The organism is Aquamicrobium sp. NLF2-7 (assembly GCF_022359935.1).
In the GTDB taxonomy this organism is placed as follows: Bacteria; Pseudomonadota; Alphaproteobacteria; order Rhizobiales; family Rhizobiaceae; genus Mesorhizobium; species Mesorhizobium lusatiense.
The window spans coordinates 2,263,084-2,278,333 of record NZ_JAKSED010000001.1 but is presented as its reverse complement, the minus strand read 5'-3'; the positions used below and the strand labels follow the sequence as shown (position 1 = coordinate 2,278,333).

Below are 15,250 nucleotides of genomic sequence, written 5' to 3'. Positions count from 1 at the left end.
GCCATATCCGGGAAAAGCTCTTTCGGCGGGCCGCAACCCGACCGGCGGATTACCTGCGCATCGCTATTTGCGATTGTCGGGGGCGCTGTCGTCGATCCAGATATCCTCATAAGGCTGAAGCGCCAGCTCGTTTGCATTCGGCGCCAGCCCATGCACCCATGGCTGGTAGGCCATCACCGCCTTGTTGTAGTTGAAGAACCACACCGGCGCGTCATCCTGCACAAGGTTGTTCGCCTGCCGCAGAAGATCCGTCTGCTTTGCCGGGTCGCGCTCGTCGCGCGCCGCCTCATAGAGCTTGTCGAACTCCGGGTTCGAGTAGCTTGTGTAGTTGCAGGCCGACTGTGCGGTCTTCGACCAGTAGCAGCGCATGGCCGCCAGCGGATCCGGGCCGGTCTGGTTCGACCAGATGAAGGCCTCGAAATTGTTGGTGGTCACCGCCTCGCCCAGCGCCGAGCTTTCCACCGGCTTCGGCTTGACCGTGATGCCGACCTTCTGGAGCATCGGCAGGATCGCCTCGACGATCGGCACGCCCCAGCTTTCGTTGGGGCTTGCGGTGACCTCGAACGTGAAGCCGTTTTCGTAGCCGGCCTCCTTGAGCAGTTCCTTCGCCTTGTCCGGATCGAAGGCATAAGGCGCCTTGTCCTTGTCGAAGGCGGGCGAGGAGATCGGCAGCCAGCCGCTTGCCGGATAGGCCTTGTTCTTGACGAGGCGTTCAACGATCAGCGGCGTGTTGATCGCATGGTTGATGGCCTGACGCACGCGCTTGTCCCTGAGCGCTTCCACCTTTGGATTGAAGCCGATATTGCGCGTGAAGACTTCCGCCACTTCAAGCAGGTGATCCTTCAGCGCATCGTCCTGCTGATAGGCCTGATACTGCGTGGGGCCAAGAACCGAGACGTCGATCTCCTTGTTGCGGAAGGCAACGTCACGAGCGCTGTCCTCGCTCATCAGGATGATGTTGACGCGATCCAGATAGGGTTTGCCTTCTTCGTAGAAGTCCCCGAACTTCTCAACCACAAGCTGTGAGCCGGGGATGTGTTCCTTGAAAACGAACGGACCAAGGCCAACGGGCGCCGTCGCGAAGGTCGCCTCATCCTCCACGTTGGATGGATAGATCGCCGTTGTATTCTGCATCAGGGAAAAGCCCGGATTCACCGGCGAAGCAAAGGTGATCTCCAGCGTGTTGTCGTCGACCTTCTTCAGGCCGGATATGTCTTCGCTCTTGCCGGCGGCGAAGTCGTCGACCCCCTTGATGATGGCGACATAGCTGGCGCCGGGGAAGGCGTTCTTCGGATCGGCGATGCGCTTGTAGCTATAGATGATGTCGTCAGCCGTCAGTGTCTTGCCATTGTGAAATTTCGCGTCCTTGCGCAGATGATAGGTGTAGACCAGACCATCCTCGGATTCATCAACGCTGGTCGCCAGTTCAGGAACAGGTGCGTTGTTGTTGGAATCCCAGGCGTAGAGCGAGCGGTGGATCGCCTGCGTTATGAACTCTTCCTGAATGTTGGGGCTGGCATGCGTATCGAGCGTTGCGAAGCTCGATCCATAAGGCGCGGTGAAGTTGAAAGTACCGCCCTGTCTGGGCTCCTCGGCCAGTGCAAGGCCCGAAACGCTGGCGCAAAGAAAGGCCGCGAGTGTGAATCTCCTGAACATGATGATTTTCCCCTTGTTGCATGCGCCGCCTTGAATGGTGGCCGCGTTTTTATGAGTTTTCAGCCCTCAGCCACTTCAGCTGCGGCTGTCGAAGACCACCTTTCCACCCAGAATTGTCAGAACGCAGTGTGTGTCGTTGAGTATGGTGTGCGGTGCGGCTTCCAGCAAGTTTTGATTGAAAACGGCGATGTCGGCCAGCTGGCCCGGCACCAGCCGGCCCTTCACATGCTCTGCCTTTTCCATGAAGGCGCCACCTTCCGTGTAGGCCTGCAAGACCTCGTCCGGGGCAAGGCGCTCGGCCTCGTCCATCACCGTGCCTTTCCACGTCTGGCGGGTGATCATCGCATGGATGTTCGGGAAGGGGTTGGGCGAGCAGACCGGTGAATCCGACCCCGTCGATGCGCCCAGCCCCATGCGTTTCCATGTGGCGGAAGGATAGCAGGAGCGTGCACGTTCCTCATCCATGACGCTGATGTAGCTGTCGCCGAAATCATGCACGAAAGCGAGCTGCGGGGCCGGATAGATGCCCGCCGCCTTCATGCGCTCATTGAGGCCGTCAGCCAGAAAGCCGCAATGCTCGACGCGGTGGCGGCGGTCCGGATCGGGCATCTGCGCCAGCGCCTTTTCATAGGCGGTGACGAGCTGGTCGATCGCCGCGTCGCCGATGGCGTGGCAGGCCAGCGAATAGCCGCAGCGGTGCCATTGCATGACCAGCCGCCCGACTTCCTGCGTGGGCAGCATCTGCACGCCGATATTGTCCGGCTCGTCCTTGTAGGGCCTGCTCATCCAGGCAGTACGCCCGCCCGCCGATCCGTCGAGGAACAGCTTCACGCCGCCAATGCGCATCATGTCGTCGCCCGTGCCGGTGACGAGGCCGGCGCGCCAGCAATCCTCCACGATGGAGACGCCGGGATCGCCCATCAGCGTGAGCCACACGCGCACCGGAAGCCGCCCCGCAAGCTTTGCCAGCTGGTATGCCTTCATCTCGTCGAAGCCGGTGACATGGCCGAGCGCGGCTTCCATGCAGCTTGTGATGCCGAAGGAAAGCAGATGCCTGCCGCCGCGTTCGATCGCCTCGACCAGTTCCTCCACCGTGGGGTGGGGTATGATTTTCGTGATGAGGTTCTGCGCGTTTTCGGCCAGAAAACCGTCGAGCCTGCCGTTCGCCTTGCCGATGACGCCGCCATCCGGCGCTTCCGTCCCGTCGCTTACGCCGGCCAGCGAAAACGCCATGGAATTCGCCACCGAGACGTGGCCGCAGGCGCGCGTGACGAGAACCGGATGGCCGGGAACGGCGCGGTCAAGCTCCTCGCGCGTCGGATGGCGGCCAACGTCGAGCTTGGTCTGGTCGTAGCCGCGCGCGCGGATCCATGCGCCCGGCGGCACCGCCGCGGCCCGTTCGGAAAGGCGGTCGAGCAGCACCTGCAATGTCGGCGCGGCCGCAGGCGTGACGTCCACCCAGCCCATGGTCAGGCCGGTCGAGATCAGGTGAAGGTGATTGTCGTTGAGACCCGGGCAGGCAAAGCGCCCCTTAAGGTCTATCGTTTTCGTACCGGGCCCCTTCAATGCCATCATTTCGGCATCCCGGCCGGCTGCAAGTACCTTGCCCTGCCAGACAGCAACTGCATCTGCCCAGCCATCGGTGTAGCCGCACCAGATCCGACCATTGTGAAGGATCAGATCGGCCACCGGTAGAGATGTCATTCAACCTCCCCTACACTTCTGCTCAGCCCTGCCGGCATGCAGGATCACATTGAGCGTCGTTTTCCCAAGGTGCTGGTTGAAAACCGACATGGCCAATACGGTTTTGGCAAGGTATTATGCATAATTTGCATAATACATGAAAAGTATAGAACTATACGGCTTGATGTCTGTCCGCAGACACAAGGGAAGGTACCCGGCGTGGAAATAAAGTGGCTTGAGGATTTCGTCGCGCTTGCCGATACATCAAGTTTCTCGCGCGCAGCCGAAATACGCAATGTCACGCAGCCGGCATTTAGCCGGCGCATCCGTCAACTGGAAGCATGGGTGGGCGCGCCACTGATCAACCGTGCCACGATGCCGGCAGAGCTTACACCTGCCGGGCGCAATCTTCTGCCGCTTGCCCAGGACACCATCCGCATGTTCAGCTCGGTTCGCGAAACACTGCGCCCGCCGGCCGAGCAGGGGCTGGTGCGCTTTGCCGCCCTGCACACGCTCACCGTCACCTTCTTTCCTGACTGGCTGCAGAGCCTGCAAACCCGCGCGCGCCATTTTGGCACGTCCTTCATCGCGGACCGCGGTGGCATCGAGGCCAATCTGCAGGCGCTGACGGACGGCGAGACGGATTTCTTTCTCACCTACACCCATCGTGAAGTTCCCTTTCACCTCGATCGCGAGAAGTTCGCGTCGATCGCCATCGGAACCGACCGGCTCATCCCGGTCGCCTCACCTGAATTGCGCATAGACAGGAAAATCACCCCGATGGCCGGCCTGCTGGACCGCTCCGGTTCGTCGAAGCTGGCGGTGCCGTATCTGGGTTACGGATACAGTTCCTTTTTCGGTGTCGCTCTGTGCCGCATGTTCGCGAAGAACCCTCCATTCCGGCGCTCCACCGTCCATGAAAGCACGATCAGTGCCAGCCTCAAGGAACTGGCGCTGACCGGGGCCGGCCTGTGCTGGCTGCCCCAGAGCCTCGTCGAGAAGGAGCTGGAACAGGGGCTGCTTGTGCTGTGCGCGGCAGACCCGGCATGGTCGCTCGATCTCGAAATCCGCCTTTACCGCAGCACCGGAAAGTCAGGCCCCATGGTGGAAGCGCTGTGGCGGGCGGCCGGCGAGCCGGCACTCAGGAATTCATGAAACGCAATGCCCGCTGGATCTCGAAGAAATCGGCGGAGCTGAAAGCCACCGCACGCGGGCCGCTGGGCTTCGCGCCCGGATACCAGGACGCGCGATAGGCATCGACAGGATTGTTGAACTCGATGACGACCTCGCAGCTTTGCGGAAGCGCCGGAAGATCCGGCAGGCTGGCAGCACTGAGTGCCTTTTCCACTCCCTCCGCGATTGCCGTCCGCGCAGCTGCCGGGCTCAGCGACAAGGACGCAGCGCCGAAGCCCTGAAGCGTTTCCACAGTGGCAATTCTCGGCACCATGGCGCGCGCATCGGCACAGATGCCGGCATCTCCGGAAATGAAGGCCACCGGCACGCCATGGCGCGCCGCGCACAGCGCATTGACGGTGAATTCGGAAGCAACTTCACCGTTCAGGATCAGGCGGGAAATGCGCAGGTTGGATGTGTGGGCGAGTGGATTGTCTTCCGTGCCGGCCTTGGAATGATAGCCCGTGCAGAGCGCGGCGCGGAAACCGGAATCCAGCCCGAACATCATGGAATCGGGATGGCCCGGCCAGCCCCTGACGATGCGTGCGCAGGCAGGCAAACGGTCGAGAATGATGTTGCGGCCGCTGTCATGCGCATCCTTGATGAGGATTTCGGTTGCGCCGGCGGCGCGCGCACCCTCGCAGGCTGCCACGACCTCTGCGGTCATCAGCGCGCGAAACTCGGCGTAGTCGGCATGGCTGCGCTCCGCCTCGCTCCACGTCAGAATGCCGGCAGTGCCTTCAATATCGGCCGAGATGAAGATTTTCATGGTTCCGGAACCCCTCCTGCAGACGAAATTACCATCGCATGTCAGCTTACGGGCCTATGCGTCCGGGGCAAATGCCGCAAGCCAGTCAGCGAGGGAAGGGAAGCTCCTGCCATCGCGCCCGACCGTCGCCCTGGCTGCGCACATGGCGTTGAGCACGGCTTCGGAAGTCGCTTCGGCCGCCGCCTGAAACAGCTTGTCGATCTGGTCGTCATCCAGACGCCTGATGGACTGGAAAGGCTCTTTCGGCTTGTGCGCCACATGATCTGCCGTGGTGAAGGCAATGGCAATATCGCCGCTGCCATGACCCCAGAACGAGCCCAGCGAGGCGATGCCCGCCCCTGCCCTGCGGGCCACCCGCTGCAATTGCCTGTCGCCGAGCGGAATGTCGGTGGCGAGAACGACGATGATCGATCCCTTTTCAGCCTGCGGCAGACGTTGAGGATCAGGCCGGCGCCCGTCGGGCAGGATCAGGTCGCCCGCCCTCCCGAAATTGGACAACACCAGCGCCCCGAGCACAAAGGAAGCGTCTGCGATCCCGATCTGCCGCGACGCGCTGCCGATGCCGGCCCTGAAGCCGAAGGAGGTCATGCCGCATCCCGCGCCGACGCTGCCCTGCTCCACCGGGCCGGATGCCGCGCCATCCAGCGCCGCGAAGGCATCCTGCGGCGTCACCGCCATGGCCTGAATGTCGTTGATCGCTCCGTCATTGCATTCGCAGACCAGCGCATTGACCGTGGAGGTTTCCCGCCCGATGGCCGGGTTCGCCCCGACAGCCCGCCTGATCAGCGCCTCCATGCAAGGGGCCACGGAAAAGGTGTTGGTCAGCAGAATGGGCGTTTCGATGAGCCCGAGTTCGGCCACCTGCATCAGCCCGGCCGACTTGCCGAAGCCGTTGATGATCTCCACGGCGGCCCGGACCTTGGTGCGAAACAGATCACCGCCATGCGGAAGGACCGCTGTCACGCCCGTTGCCAGACCATTGCCGGACAGCGTTCTGTGACCGACCATGACACCGGCGACGTCGGTGATGGCATTGTGCGGACCGGTGGGCAACTGCCCGACCGTAAGGCCAAAATGCCGTGCTGAGCTCATCGTGGTGACCATCCCCAATGCCGCGCCTGACAAAATGCGCGGCAGATCCGGTTCAGGCACGCGCGACCTGACCGCTGTCGTCCAGCGCAATATCGACGTAGATTTTCTGGAGACGCCGTGTCAATGGACCGGGGCTGCCCTCCCCCACCAGCTTCTCGCCGATCCTCACCACCGGCGTCACGAAGCTCGACGCCGAAGTCAGAAACGCCTCCGCCGCACCATATGCCTCATCGGGGGAGAATGCGCGCTCCTCCATCCGGATATTCTGTTCCTCGCAAAGACGCAGGACCGCGCGGCGCGTGCAGCCCGGCAAAATCGCCTGCGAGTTCGGACGGGTGACGACAGTGCCGTCATGCGTGATGATGAAGGCGCTGGCCGATGCGCCTTCGGTGATCAGCCCGTCCTCGACCAGCCAGACATCATCATAACCTTCCGCGCGCGCGGCCTGCTTGACCATGACCTGCCCGAGCAGCATCACGGTCTTGATGTCGCGGCGCACCCAGCGCGGGTCGGGAGCGAGCATGACAGCAATACCATCGGTCTGCGCTTTCGTTCCGGTCAGCTTGCGTGCGGAGGTAAAGGCAAACAGATTGGGCTTAAGATCATCGGCGTAAAGGAAGTCGCGCTTTGCAACGCCCCGCGACACCTGCATGTAAATGGTTCCCTCATCCAGCGCGTTGCGCAAAATGAGCTCGTTCTGGATGGCTTCGATGTCTTCCAGCGGCATGGGCAGCGGAATGCCGATTTCTCCCAGCGAACGGCTGAGACGCTGCAGGTGCAGATCATTGTCGACCATGCGCCCGCCGATGACGGCGGTAACTTCATAGATTGCGTCGGCGAACAGCAGCCCGCGGTCAAATATGCTGATCCTGGCTTCGCCTTCAGGCACGAAACGCTGATCACAATAGACATAGGCCATCACGGACGCTCCCAGAGAACTGCCGCGCCACCACACGGGCGCAAGGCCGAGTGATGACAATCGGCGCGCGAAAAGGCCAATTCCATTTCTGCAACTCGCGATGCCAAAATTGATATCGGAGGGCCGCTCAGTTCCCAAACAGGAGAGAACAAGCCGCGTCATCGGCAATAGCGCGGCACGAGATCAGGAATAGAGCGCTTCGTAAACTTTCGCTGCTTTTCGGTCGATCGTCTCGACAAGGCGGTCGTAGCCGGATCGGGGGATATTCTGCGCGGGGCGGATTGTCGCGCCTGCCTCTTCCAGAAGCTGCTGGAAATCTTCGACACATCGCTTTCCCATGGCATCGGTCGAGCCGATCTCGTCAAGCAACGCTTCCTCAACCGAAGTCAAAACGGCACTGTCATTTTTCGCTGTTCGTCTGTGCTGGCCGGGAAGCGTTCCGAAAAGGTCGAACAGCAACCGCAGACCATTGTACAACCGGTCATTTTTCAACAGTTGGCTCAGGCTGCTCTCAGCCTCTGTGCAAGTCGCGCCGCAAGATTGCCAGTGCCGGAAAACCGAGACGACAAATGCCTCGTCATCCGTCAGATCGGAAAATCCGAGCGGGATAAAATCACTGGCTTTCATAATTCCGGTCCGGCACCCATGCAGGCCCTTTCTAACCGCCCGAACCCGAATCCAAAGTACTATTTTTCAACCCACGGAAGACCTTGTCCGCAGGCTTGCGTTGGCGTACTCGGAAGCCATCGGATTTTTGGGCTGACTGGAGGTCCCGGTAAATGGGACCGATCATCAGCTTCACACAGTTCATGACGTTGGGGATGAGATGAAACTCTACGCGGATTATCTGGCCGAAATCAGCAACCGGAAAGATCAGGGGCTGGCCCCCAAGCCGATCGACGACGGTGCGCTCACCAGCGAGATCATCGCCCTGATCGAGGATGGCGGGAACCCGCACCGCGACGACGCCCTGAAATTCTTCATCTACAATACGCTGCCGGGCACGACCAGCGCGGCCGGCGTCAAGGCGGCCTACCTGAAGAAGATCGTGCTTCGCGAAACCGTCGTGCCGGAGATCACTCCCGACTTCGCGCTCGAACTGCTCTCGCACATGAAGGGCGGGCCTTCGGTTGCCGTGCTGCTCGACATCGCTCTCGGCGATGACGCGACCATCGCCGCCAAGGCCGGCGACGTGCTGAAGACGCAGGTCTTCCTTTACGACGCCGACATGTTCCGCCTGCGCGATGCCTTCAAGGCCGGCAATGCCGTCGCCACCGACATCCTCGAAAGCTATGCGAAGGCCGAGTTCTTCACCAAGCTTCCCGATGTCGAGGACGAGATCAAGGTCGTGACCTTCATCGCCGCCGAAGGCGACATCTCGACCGATCTTCTGTCCCCCGGCAATCAGGCGCATTCGCGCTCGGACCGCGAACTGCACGGCCAGTGCATGATCTCGCCCGAAGCGCAGCAGGAAATCGTCGCGCTGCAAAAGCAGCACCCGGACAAGCGCGTGATGATGATCGCCGAGAAGGGAACGATGGGCGTCGGCTCCTCGCGCATGTCGGGCGTGAACAACGTGGCGCTGTGGACCGGCAAGCAGGCCAGCCCCTATGTGCCCTTCGTCAACTACGCGCCGATCGTGGCCGGCACCAACGGCATTTCGCCGATCTTCGCGACCACGGTCGACGTGACCGGCGGCATCGGCATCAACCTGAAGAACTGGACCAAGAAGCTCGGCGACGACGGCAAGCCGATCCTCAACAACGACGGCAACCCCGTACTCGAGCAGCAGTTCTCGGTCGAAACGGGAACTGTCCTCAAGATCGACACGAAGAACCGGAAGCTGCGCGATGAGGACGGCACCGAGCTCGTCGACGTCGCCTCCGCCTTCACGCCCCAGAAGATGGAGTTCATGAAGGCCGGCAGTTCCTACGCCATCGTCTTCGGCAAGAAGCTGCAGACCTTCGCTGCCGCCACGCTGGGCATCGAGGCGACGCCGGTCTTCGCCCCCAACAAGGAAATCTCCGTCGAGGGCCAGGGCCTGACGGCGGTGGAGAAGATCTTCAACCGCAATGCCGTCGGTGTCACCCCCGGCAAGATCCTGCATGCCGGCTCGGACGTGCGCGTCAAGGTCAACATCGTCGGATCGCAGGACACCACCGGCCTGATGACCGCGCAGGAGCTGGAGGCGATGGCGGCGACCGTCATTTCGCCGCTGGTCGACGGCGCCTATCAGTCCGGCTGCCACACGGCTTCCGTCTGGGACAAGAAGGCGCAGGTGAATATCCCGAAGCTCATGTCGTTCATGAACAATTTCGGTGTGATCACCGCGCGTGACCCGAAGGGCGTCTATCACTCGATGACCGACGTCATCCACAAGGTGCTGAACGACATCACCGTGGACGACTGGGACATCATCATCGGCGGCGACAGCCACACCCGCATGTCCAAGGGCGTGGCCTTCGGCGCGGACTCCGGCACCGTGGCGCTGGCGCTGGCCACCGGCGAGGCGACCATGCCGATCCCGCAATCGGTCAAGGTCACGTTCACGGGCAGGATGAAGCCGTGGATGGACTTCCGCGACGTGGTCCATGCAACACAGGCGCAGATGCTCAAGCAGCACGGCGACAACGTGTTCCAGGGCCGCATCATCGAAGTGCACATCGGCACGCTGCTGGCCGACCAGGCCTTCACCTTCACCGACTGGACCGCCGAAATGAAGGCCAAGGCCTCGATCTGCATCAGTCAGGACGAGACGCTGATCGAGTCGCTGGAGATCGCCAAGTCGCGCATCCAGATCATGATCGACAAGGGCATGGACAACGCCGCCCAGACTCTCAAGGGCCTGATCGCCAAGGCCGATGCCCGCATCACCGAGATCCGCCTCGGCGAAAAGCCGGCGCTCGCCCCCGACGAGAATGCGAAATATTTCGCCGAGGTCGTCGTCGATCTCGACCTGATCGACGAGCCCATGATCGCCGATCCCGACGTCAACAATGCCGATGTGTCGCGGCGCTATACTCACGACACGATCCGCCCGATTTCCTACTATGGCGGAACCAAGAAGGTCGATCTCGGCTTCGTCGGCTCGTGCATGGTGCACAAGGGCGACATGAAGATCGTCGCCCAGATGCTGAAGAACATCGAGAAGGCCGAAGGCAAGGTCGAGTTCAGGGCGCCGCTGGTTGTCGCCGCCCCGACCTACAACATCATCGACGAGCTGAAGGAAGAAGGCGACTGGGAAATCCTGCAGCGCTATTCCGGCTTCGAGTTCGACGACCTGATGCCGAAGAGCCAGGCGCGCACCGAATACGAGAACATCCTCTATCTGGAGCGCCCCGGCTGCAATCTGTGCATGGGCAATCAGGAAAAGGCGGAGAAGGGCGATACCGTGCTTGCCACCTCGACGCGCCTGTTTCAGGGGCGCGTGGTCGAGGACACCGCCGAGAAGAAGGGCGAGTCGCTTCTGGCTTCCACTCCGGTCGTCGTGCTTTCCGCCATTCTTGGCCGCACGCCGAGCGCCGAGGAATACAGGACCGCAGTCGAGGGGATCGACCTGACGAAATTCGCGCCGCCGAAAACCACTCCGATCGATTCCCTTTCGGTCCATTTCTAGGATTCCGTCTCGTTGACCATCAAAGCAGCCTGCCGACGTGGCGGGCTGCTTCCCGTGCCTGCGCAAGTCCCTCAAAAGCTGACGGTTGTGGTTCCGCCCTTCGTCGGCCTTGTGCCTTGCGGAATCATCGGCCGGTCACCTTCGCACCGGCCGATGGTTGCATCGGCAGCCGCAGGACTATATCCGGAGGAAAAGCCAGCCACGACCTGCCTCTGTCACATCGGCCGGTCTCAGCCGTTTCTCTCAGACCCGGTTCCAGGAAGCGTAGCAGATGCATGGTGAGTACAAGGTTCCCGGCGGCAAGCTGATCGTCGCGGACATCGAAACGGCGCAGGAGCGGATCGCCTCCGCGCAGATTTCCGGCGATTTCTTCCTTGAACCCGAGGAAGCTCTCGGCGCCCTTTCGCAGGCGCTGATTGGCCTTTCCGGAACAGCTTCCGTGCAGGAGATCGCCGCCGCGATCCGTGCGGCTCTGCCGGAAGGCGCCCAGCTTTTCGGCTTCACGCCTGAAGCCGTGGCCATCGCCGTGCGCCGCGCCCTTGGTATCGCCAAGACCTGGCAGGATTTTGAGTGGAACATCATCGACGCCAAGGCGGTGACACCCGCCATGCATGTGGCGCTGGACGAGGTTCTGGCGCGTGAGGTTGCCAGCGGCAGGCGGGCGCCGACGCTGCGGTTCTGGACATGGGAGAGGTCCGCGATCATCATCGGATCGTTCCAGTCGCTGAAGAACGAGGTCGATCTGGAGGCGGCGAAAGAGCTGGGCGTCGAGGTCGTGCGCCGTGCCACGGGTGGCGGTGCGATGTTCGTCGAGCCGGGCTCCGCGATCACCTATTCGCTCTACGCGCCCGTGGATCTTGTGGCGGACATGGGGTTTGCCGATTCCTACGCCTTCCTCGACAACTGGGTGCTGAAGGCGCTGAACGCCATCGGCATCGAAGCGGTCTACAAGCCGCTCAACGACATCAGCAGCCCGAACGGCAAGATCGGCGGTGCCGCACAGAAGCGTTTTGGCAGCACCACCGTGCTGCACCACGTGACCATGGCCTATGACATGGACGCCGACAAGATGATGCGGGTGCTGCGGATCGGCCGCGAAAAGCTGTCGGACAAGGGAACGGCAAGTGCGGGCAAGCGCGTCGACCCAGTGCGCAGCCAGAGCGGCCTGTCGCGCGACGACGTCATCGCCGCGATGAAGAACACCTTCGTGGAGCTGAACGGCGGTGTTGCGGGCGATATCACCGAGGCCGAGTATCAGGCGGCAGCGGCGCTGGTGGAATCGAAATACGGCACTGAGGAATGGCTTTACAAGCTGCCCTGAGAAGAAAGCCGCACAGGGCTCTGCCCCGGGCGGCTTCTGCGCTTCATCCGAAGCGGCGGAACGCTACCGCGCCGGAACAGAAGCCCAGCCGTAGTTCTGCTTCAGGAATTCAGCCGCCGCGTCCGAGCGCAGCGCCTGCACCACAGCTTTTGTCTTCGGGTCGTCCAGATCCTTTGCATTCACCGCAAAGCTGATCGCGTAGGCATCGGTAATCCCGTTGCGCTCTTCGACATAAAGACGCTCGGCATCGCCTTCGAGTTCAAGCGAGCGGGCGAAGGTCGGATACATGACCGCAAGCTTGCGCCCCGCCTCGTCATAGGCGCCGGCAGTGGCCGTAAGAGGCGTCTGGACGAATTTCAGGTTCCGGGGATTGGCGGTGATATCGGCAGGTGAGGCTTCATAGATCGCGCCCTCGCCCAGTTCGACAAGACCCGCGCTCTGCAGCAGCAGCAGGGCGCGGGCCGTGTTCACGCCATCATTGGGAATGAAGACCGTCTCACCGTCGGGAATGGCGTCCAGACTGGAATAGGCCCCGGAATAGAGTGCAAAGGTCGCGTGATAGACCGGCTGGGCGATCGCCAGCTTCGCGCCTGTGCGGTCGTTGAATATGTCCATGTAGAGCTTGTGCTGGATCAGATTTCCGTCGATCTCCCCATTGGCCAGCGCCGGGTTGGCCTCCGCATAATTGAGAAAAACGGTCTTCTCGACCTTGTAACCCGCGGTCTCAATTTCCGGCGCGATGGCGGTGAGAATGTCCGGTTTCGTGTCGTCGGCCGAATGGAACGGAAAGAAGGACACGCCCAGCCTGATTGTCTCCTGCGCCTGCGCAGCGACTGTAAGCAGAGATAATGCGGCCAGCACGGTTGCGGCTAGTGTTGCTATGTTTTTCATGAATTCCGGGCCTTCCCTTTTCCATCGAATTTTCTGGCGAGGGCGGACCCTGAAAGCTGGATAAGTTGCACGAACAGGGTCATCAGGAGAATGATGACCCACATGAGCTGCTGGTTCCACATATAGAAACCTTCCTGCAAAGCCAGGTAGCCGATTCCACCGCCGGCAATAACCCCCACCACCGTCGAATAGGCGATCAGGCTGATGATCGCGGACGTGTAGCCCAGGATCAGCGCCGCGCGCGCTTCGACGAGAACGAATTCCGTTATCAGCTGCCAGCGGTTCGCGGAAAGGGCGTGCGCCGTGTGGTAGAGCTGCGGATTGATGTCTGCGACAGCCTGCTCGACCAGCCGTGTGACGACGGCAACCCCTACGATCGTCAGCGACACCATCGAGGCGTAGATCCCGTAGGCCGTTCCGACCAGAAACCGCGCCAGCGGGGCCACAATGATCAGCAGCAGGATGAACGGCACCGAGCGTATGAGGTTGACCGCCACCGACAGCGGAGCGGCAAGGACCGGGCTTTCCCAGATGGCGTCGCGCTGACTGAGCGACAGGAATATCCCTGCTGCCGTGCCAAGCACCGCGGCGATCGCGAAGGACACCGCGACCATGTAGAAGGTCTCGACAAACCCAGTAGCGATCTGGCCGCCGAACCGGGTCCAGGTCTGCGTGAACCAGTCAAACATCGTGCGGCGTGCCCCACAGCGCCTCGATCGGATCGACGCGGAAATCCACGGAATTTCTGATCGGGCCCATGCGCCGGACCGCACCGTCTTCAAGGTGCAGCACCCGGTCGCACATGTAGCGAACAACGTCCAGATGATGGGCCACCAGTATCATGGCCATGGAATAGTTGCGCTGCGCCTTTTTCAGAAGGTCCAGTATTTCCCTGCTGGTCTGAGCATCGAGGGCCGAGGTCGGCTCGTCCAGAAACAGCACCTGCGGATCCGTGACCAAAGCGCGGGCAATGGCCACGCGCTGCGCCTCGCCGCCGGAGAGGGTGATGGGATAAGCTTCTGCCTTCGCTTTGAGGCCGACGAAATCCAGCATCTCACGCGCCTTCTGCGTGCGTTCCGTGCGCCTCACCTTCCGCAGCTTCAAAGGCAGCGCAACATTTTCCAGAACGCTGCGATTGTAGAGCAGGCTGAACCCCTGAAATACGGTGGAGGTCCTTCGCGTTACATCGCGCACGACCGACCTGGGGGTGCTGTCTTCAATTGTGGTGGCGCCGAAATTCAGGGTGCCGCTGTCGGGGGGCATCTGCAGGCTGAGCACGCGCAGGAGCGTCGTCTTGCCCGCGCCACTCTTGCCGACGACGCCGAGAACTTCGCGCGGGCCCACCCGGAAACTGATGTCTGAGAGCGCCGCAGTCCGGCCGCCCTTGCCGGGGGCGTGGAACGTCTTTGTGAGGTTGTGAACCTCGATGACCGGATTATCGTTCAGCATCGTTACCGCTTCGGCTTTGCGCTGTATCCATCAGACCACAAGCAGATGCGGGCCGGTCGTGCCATCGTGCCTGACCTCGCGGGGAACCCCGCAGGAATGCCGGCGACCGAAATCCAGTGCGAGCGCCATCAGTTCCTCATCCATCTCGCCTTCGGTAAGATCGAGCAGGAAATCGTTGCCTGCCTCGACATGGTTCCTGCGCAACTGATGCAGGAGCAGGAGCAGCAGTCTCTCGTCGCGGGTCACCTCGGCCGCATGGGCGGTGTCTGCCATGCCCAGCGTCTGAAGCCTGTCGCCCTTCACCCGCAAAAGCGCGTCCGAAATATGGGCAAGGCCATAAGCCAGCGGAAGACCTGTTCGCACCCCCCAGCGGGCTGCAGCGGCGCGGTAGGCGAAATTCCACGAACCTCGCCCGGGATTACGACACGTTTCCACAAGTCCCCTCAAAAGCGGCAAAAGCGCCTGCTCGAACGCATCACAGCCGATGACATCGAGAGGCAGCAATTCGGCATCGCTGGGATCATGATGACAGCTGATGCCTTTTTCTCGCAGCATGGCTGGCTCCGGCTTCGGTGCAATTGTGAATAATATTCCCTTACCTTGCGATCCGGACGGCTGTCGCCTGCGGGCACGAAGCCCGGCATCTGCGCTGGGTAAAGTGGTTATAGTCCGAAACAGCGC

The 15,250-nt window shown here is 61.6% G+C and carries 13 protein-coding genes; 3 read left to right on the top strand and 10 right to left on the bottom strand.

The annotated features are described in order from the left end of the window. Positions 1–63: 63 nt before the first annotated feature. Positions 64–1,656: an ABC transporter substrate-binding protein gene (locus MIC97_RS11300; protein ID WP_239800095.1), complete on the bottom strand. Its 1,593-nt coding sequence runs from the start codon at positions 1,654–1,656 to the stop codon at positions 64–66. 75 nt (positions 1,657–1,731) lie between these two features. Continuing rightward, positions 1,732–3,360 carry an amidohydrolase gene (locus MIC97_RS11295; protein ID WP_239800094.1) on the bottom strand — a complete coding sequence of 543 codons (1,629 nt, stop codon included), beginning with the start codon at positions 3,358–3,360 and terminating at the stop codon, positions 1,732–1,734. A gap of 198 nt (positions 3,361–3,558) precedes the next feature. Here MIC97_RS11295 and MIC97_RS11290 point away from each other — a divergent pair, with 198 nt between their 5' ends. After that, on the top strand, positions 3,559–4,494 hold the full coding sequence (locus MIC97_RS11290; RefSeq protein WP_239800093.1) for a LysR family transcriptional regulator: 936 nt from the start codon (positions 3,559–3,561) through the stop codon (positions 4,492–4,494). Here MIC97_RS11290 and MIC97_RS11285 read toward each other — a convergent pair. The 4 genes from MIC97_RS11285 to MIC97_RS11270 all read right to left on the bottom strand — a co-directional run bounded on the left by MIC97_RS11285 (position 4,481) and on the right by MIC97_RS11270 (position 7,919). Next, positions 4,481–5,281, bottom strand: a complete 801-nt coding sequence (locus MIC97_RS11285) for a M55 family metallopeptidase (protein WP_239800092.1) — start codon at positions 5,279–5,281, stop codon at positions 4,481–4,483. The genes MIC97_RS11290 and MIC97_RS11285 overlap by 14 nt on opposite strands. 54 nt (positions 5,282–5,335) lie before the next feature. After that, entirely contained in the window at positions 5,336–6,373 is a 1,038-nt protein-coding gene (locus MIC97_RS11280) for a P1 family peptidase (protein WP_239800091.1), read from the bottom strand. A gap of 52 nt (positions 6,374–6,425) precedes the next feature. Beyond that, positions 6,426–7,292 (bottom strand): D-amino-acid transaminase, encoded by an 867-nt coding sequence (locus MIC97_RS11275; RefSeq protein WP_239800090.1) that lies wholly within the window; start codon positions 7,290–7,292, stop codon positions 6,426–6,428. A gap of 183 nt (positions 7,293–7,475) precedes the next feature. Next, on the bottom strand, positions 7,476–7,919 hold the full coding sequence (locus MIC97_RS11270; RefSeq protein ID WP_239800089.1) for a hypothetical protein: 444 nt from the start codon (positions 7,917–7,919) through the stop codon (positions 7,476–7,478). 199 nt (positions 7,920–8,118) lie between these two features. On the opposite strand from MIC97_RS11270, the gene MIC97_RS11265 reads away from it, so the two are divergent. Together MIC97_RS11265 and MIC97_RS11260 are read left to right on the top strand one after the other, a co-directional pair. Continuing rightward, positions 8,119–10,908 (top strand): bifunctional aconitate hydratase 2/2-methylisocitrate dehydratase, encoded by a 2,790-nt coding sequence (locus tag MIC97_RS11265; RefSeq protein WP_239800088.1) that lies wholly within the window; start codon positions 8,119–8,121, stop codon positions 10,906–10,908. Positions 10,909–11,179: 271 nt separating this feature from the next. Then, positions 11,180–12,229, top strand: coding sequence for a biotin/lipoate A/B protein ligase family protein (locus MIC97_RS11260; RefSeq protein ID WP_239800087.1), 1,050 nt, complete (start codon positions 11,180–11,182; stop codon positions 12,227–12,229). A gap of 63 nt (positions 12,230–12,292) precedes the next feature. Here the strand turns inward: MIC97_RS11260 and MIC97_RS11255 are convergent, their stop codons facing one another. Genes MIC97_RS11255 through MIC97_RS11240 form a run of 4 tightly spaced genes read right to left on the bottom strand, consistent with a single transcriptional unit; the run spans position 12,293 to position 15,124 of the window. Then, on the bottom strand, positions 12,293–13,120 hold the full coding sequence (locus MIC97_RS11255) for a MetQ/NlpA family ABC transporter substrate-binding protein (protein WP_239800086.1): 828 nt from the start codon (positions 13,118–13,120) through the stop codon (positions 12,293–12,295). Beyond that, positions 13,117–13,809 carry an ABC transporter permease subunit gene (locus MIC97_RS11250; RefSeq protein WP_239800085.1) on the bottom strand — a complete coding sequence of 231 codons (693 nt, stop codon included), beginning with the start codon at positions 13,807–13,809 and terminating at the stop codon, positions 13,117–13,119. Before MIC97_RS11250 ends, MIC97_RS11255 begins: the two co-directional genes overlap by 4 nt. Then, positions 13,802–14,569: an ATP-binding cassette domain-containing protein gene (locus MIC97_RS11245; protein ID WP_239800084.1), complete on the bottom strand. Its 768-nt coding sequence runs from the start codon at positions 14,567–14,569 to the stop codon at positions 13,802–13,804. The genes MIC97_RS11250 and MIC97_RS11245 overlap by 8 nt, the downstream gene beginning before the upstream one ends. A gap of 30 nt (positions 14,570–14,599) precedes the next feature. Continuing rightward, on the bottom strand, positions 14,600–15,124 hold the full coding sequence (locus MIC97_RS11240) for a hypothetical protein (RefSeq protein ID WP_239800083.1): 525 nt from the start codon (positions 15,122–15,124) through the stop codon (positions 14,600–14,602). Between the last annotated feature and the right edge of the window lie 126 nt (positions 15,125–15,250).

Excerpts from the sequence above, each read along its gene's own strand:
- MIC97_RS11300 (WP_239800095.1), bottom strand. The coding sequence starts at position 1,656 with ATGTTCAGGAGATTCACACTCGCGGCCTTTCTTTGCGCCAGCGTTTCG.
- MIC97_RS11295 (WP_239800094.1), bottom strand. The coding sequence starts at position 3,360 with ATGACATCTCTACCGGTGGCCGATCTGATCCTTCACAATGGTCGGATC.
- MIC97_RS11285 (WP_239800092.1), bottom strand. The coding sequence starts at position 5,281 with ATGAAAATCTTCATCTCGGCCGATATTGAAGGCACTGCCGGCATTCTG.
- MIC97_RS11280 (WP_239800091.1), bottom strand. The coding sequence starts at position 6,373 with ATGAGCTCAGCACGGCATTTTGGCCTTACGGTCGGGCAGTTGCCCACC.
- MIC97_RS11275 (WP_239800090.1), bottom strand. The coding sequence starts at position 7,292 with ATGGCCTATGTCTATTGTGATCAGCGTTTCGTGCCTGAAGGCGAAGCC.
- MIC97_RS11270 (WP_239800089.1), bottom strand. The coding sequence starts at position 7,919 with ATGAAAGCCAGTGATTTTATCCCGCTCGGATTTTCCGATCTGACGGAT.
- MIC97_RS11265 (WP_239800088.1), top strand. The coding sequence starts at position 8,119 with ATGAAACTCTACGCGGATTATCTGGCCGAAATCAGCAACCGGAAAGAT.
- MIC97_RS11260 (WP_239800087.1), top strand. The coding sequence starts at position 11,180 with ATGCATGGTGAGTACAAGGTTCCCGGCGGCAAGCTGATCGTCGCGGAC.
- MIC97_RS11255 (WP_239800086.1), bottom strand. The coding sequence starts at position 13,120 with ATGAAAAACATAGCAACACTAGCCGCAACCGTGCTGGCCGCATTATCT.
- MIC97_RS11250 (WP_239800085.1), bottom strand. The coding sequence starts at position 13,809 with ATGTTTGACTGGTTCACGCAGACCTGGACCCGGTTCGGCGGCCAGATC.
- MIC97_RS11245 (WP_239800084.1), bottom strand. The coding sequence starts at position 14,569 with ATGCTGAACGATAATCCGGTCATCGAGGTTCACAACCTCACAAAGACG.
- MIC97_RS11240 (WP_239800083.1), bottom strand. The coding sequence starts at position 15,124 with ATGCTGCGAGAAAAAGGCATCAGCTGTCATCATGATCCCAGCGATGCC.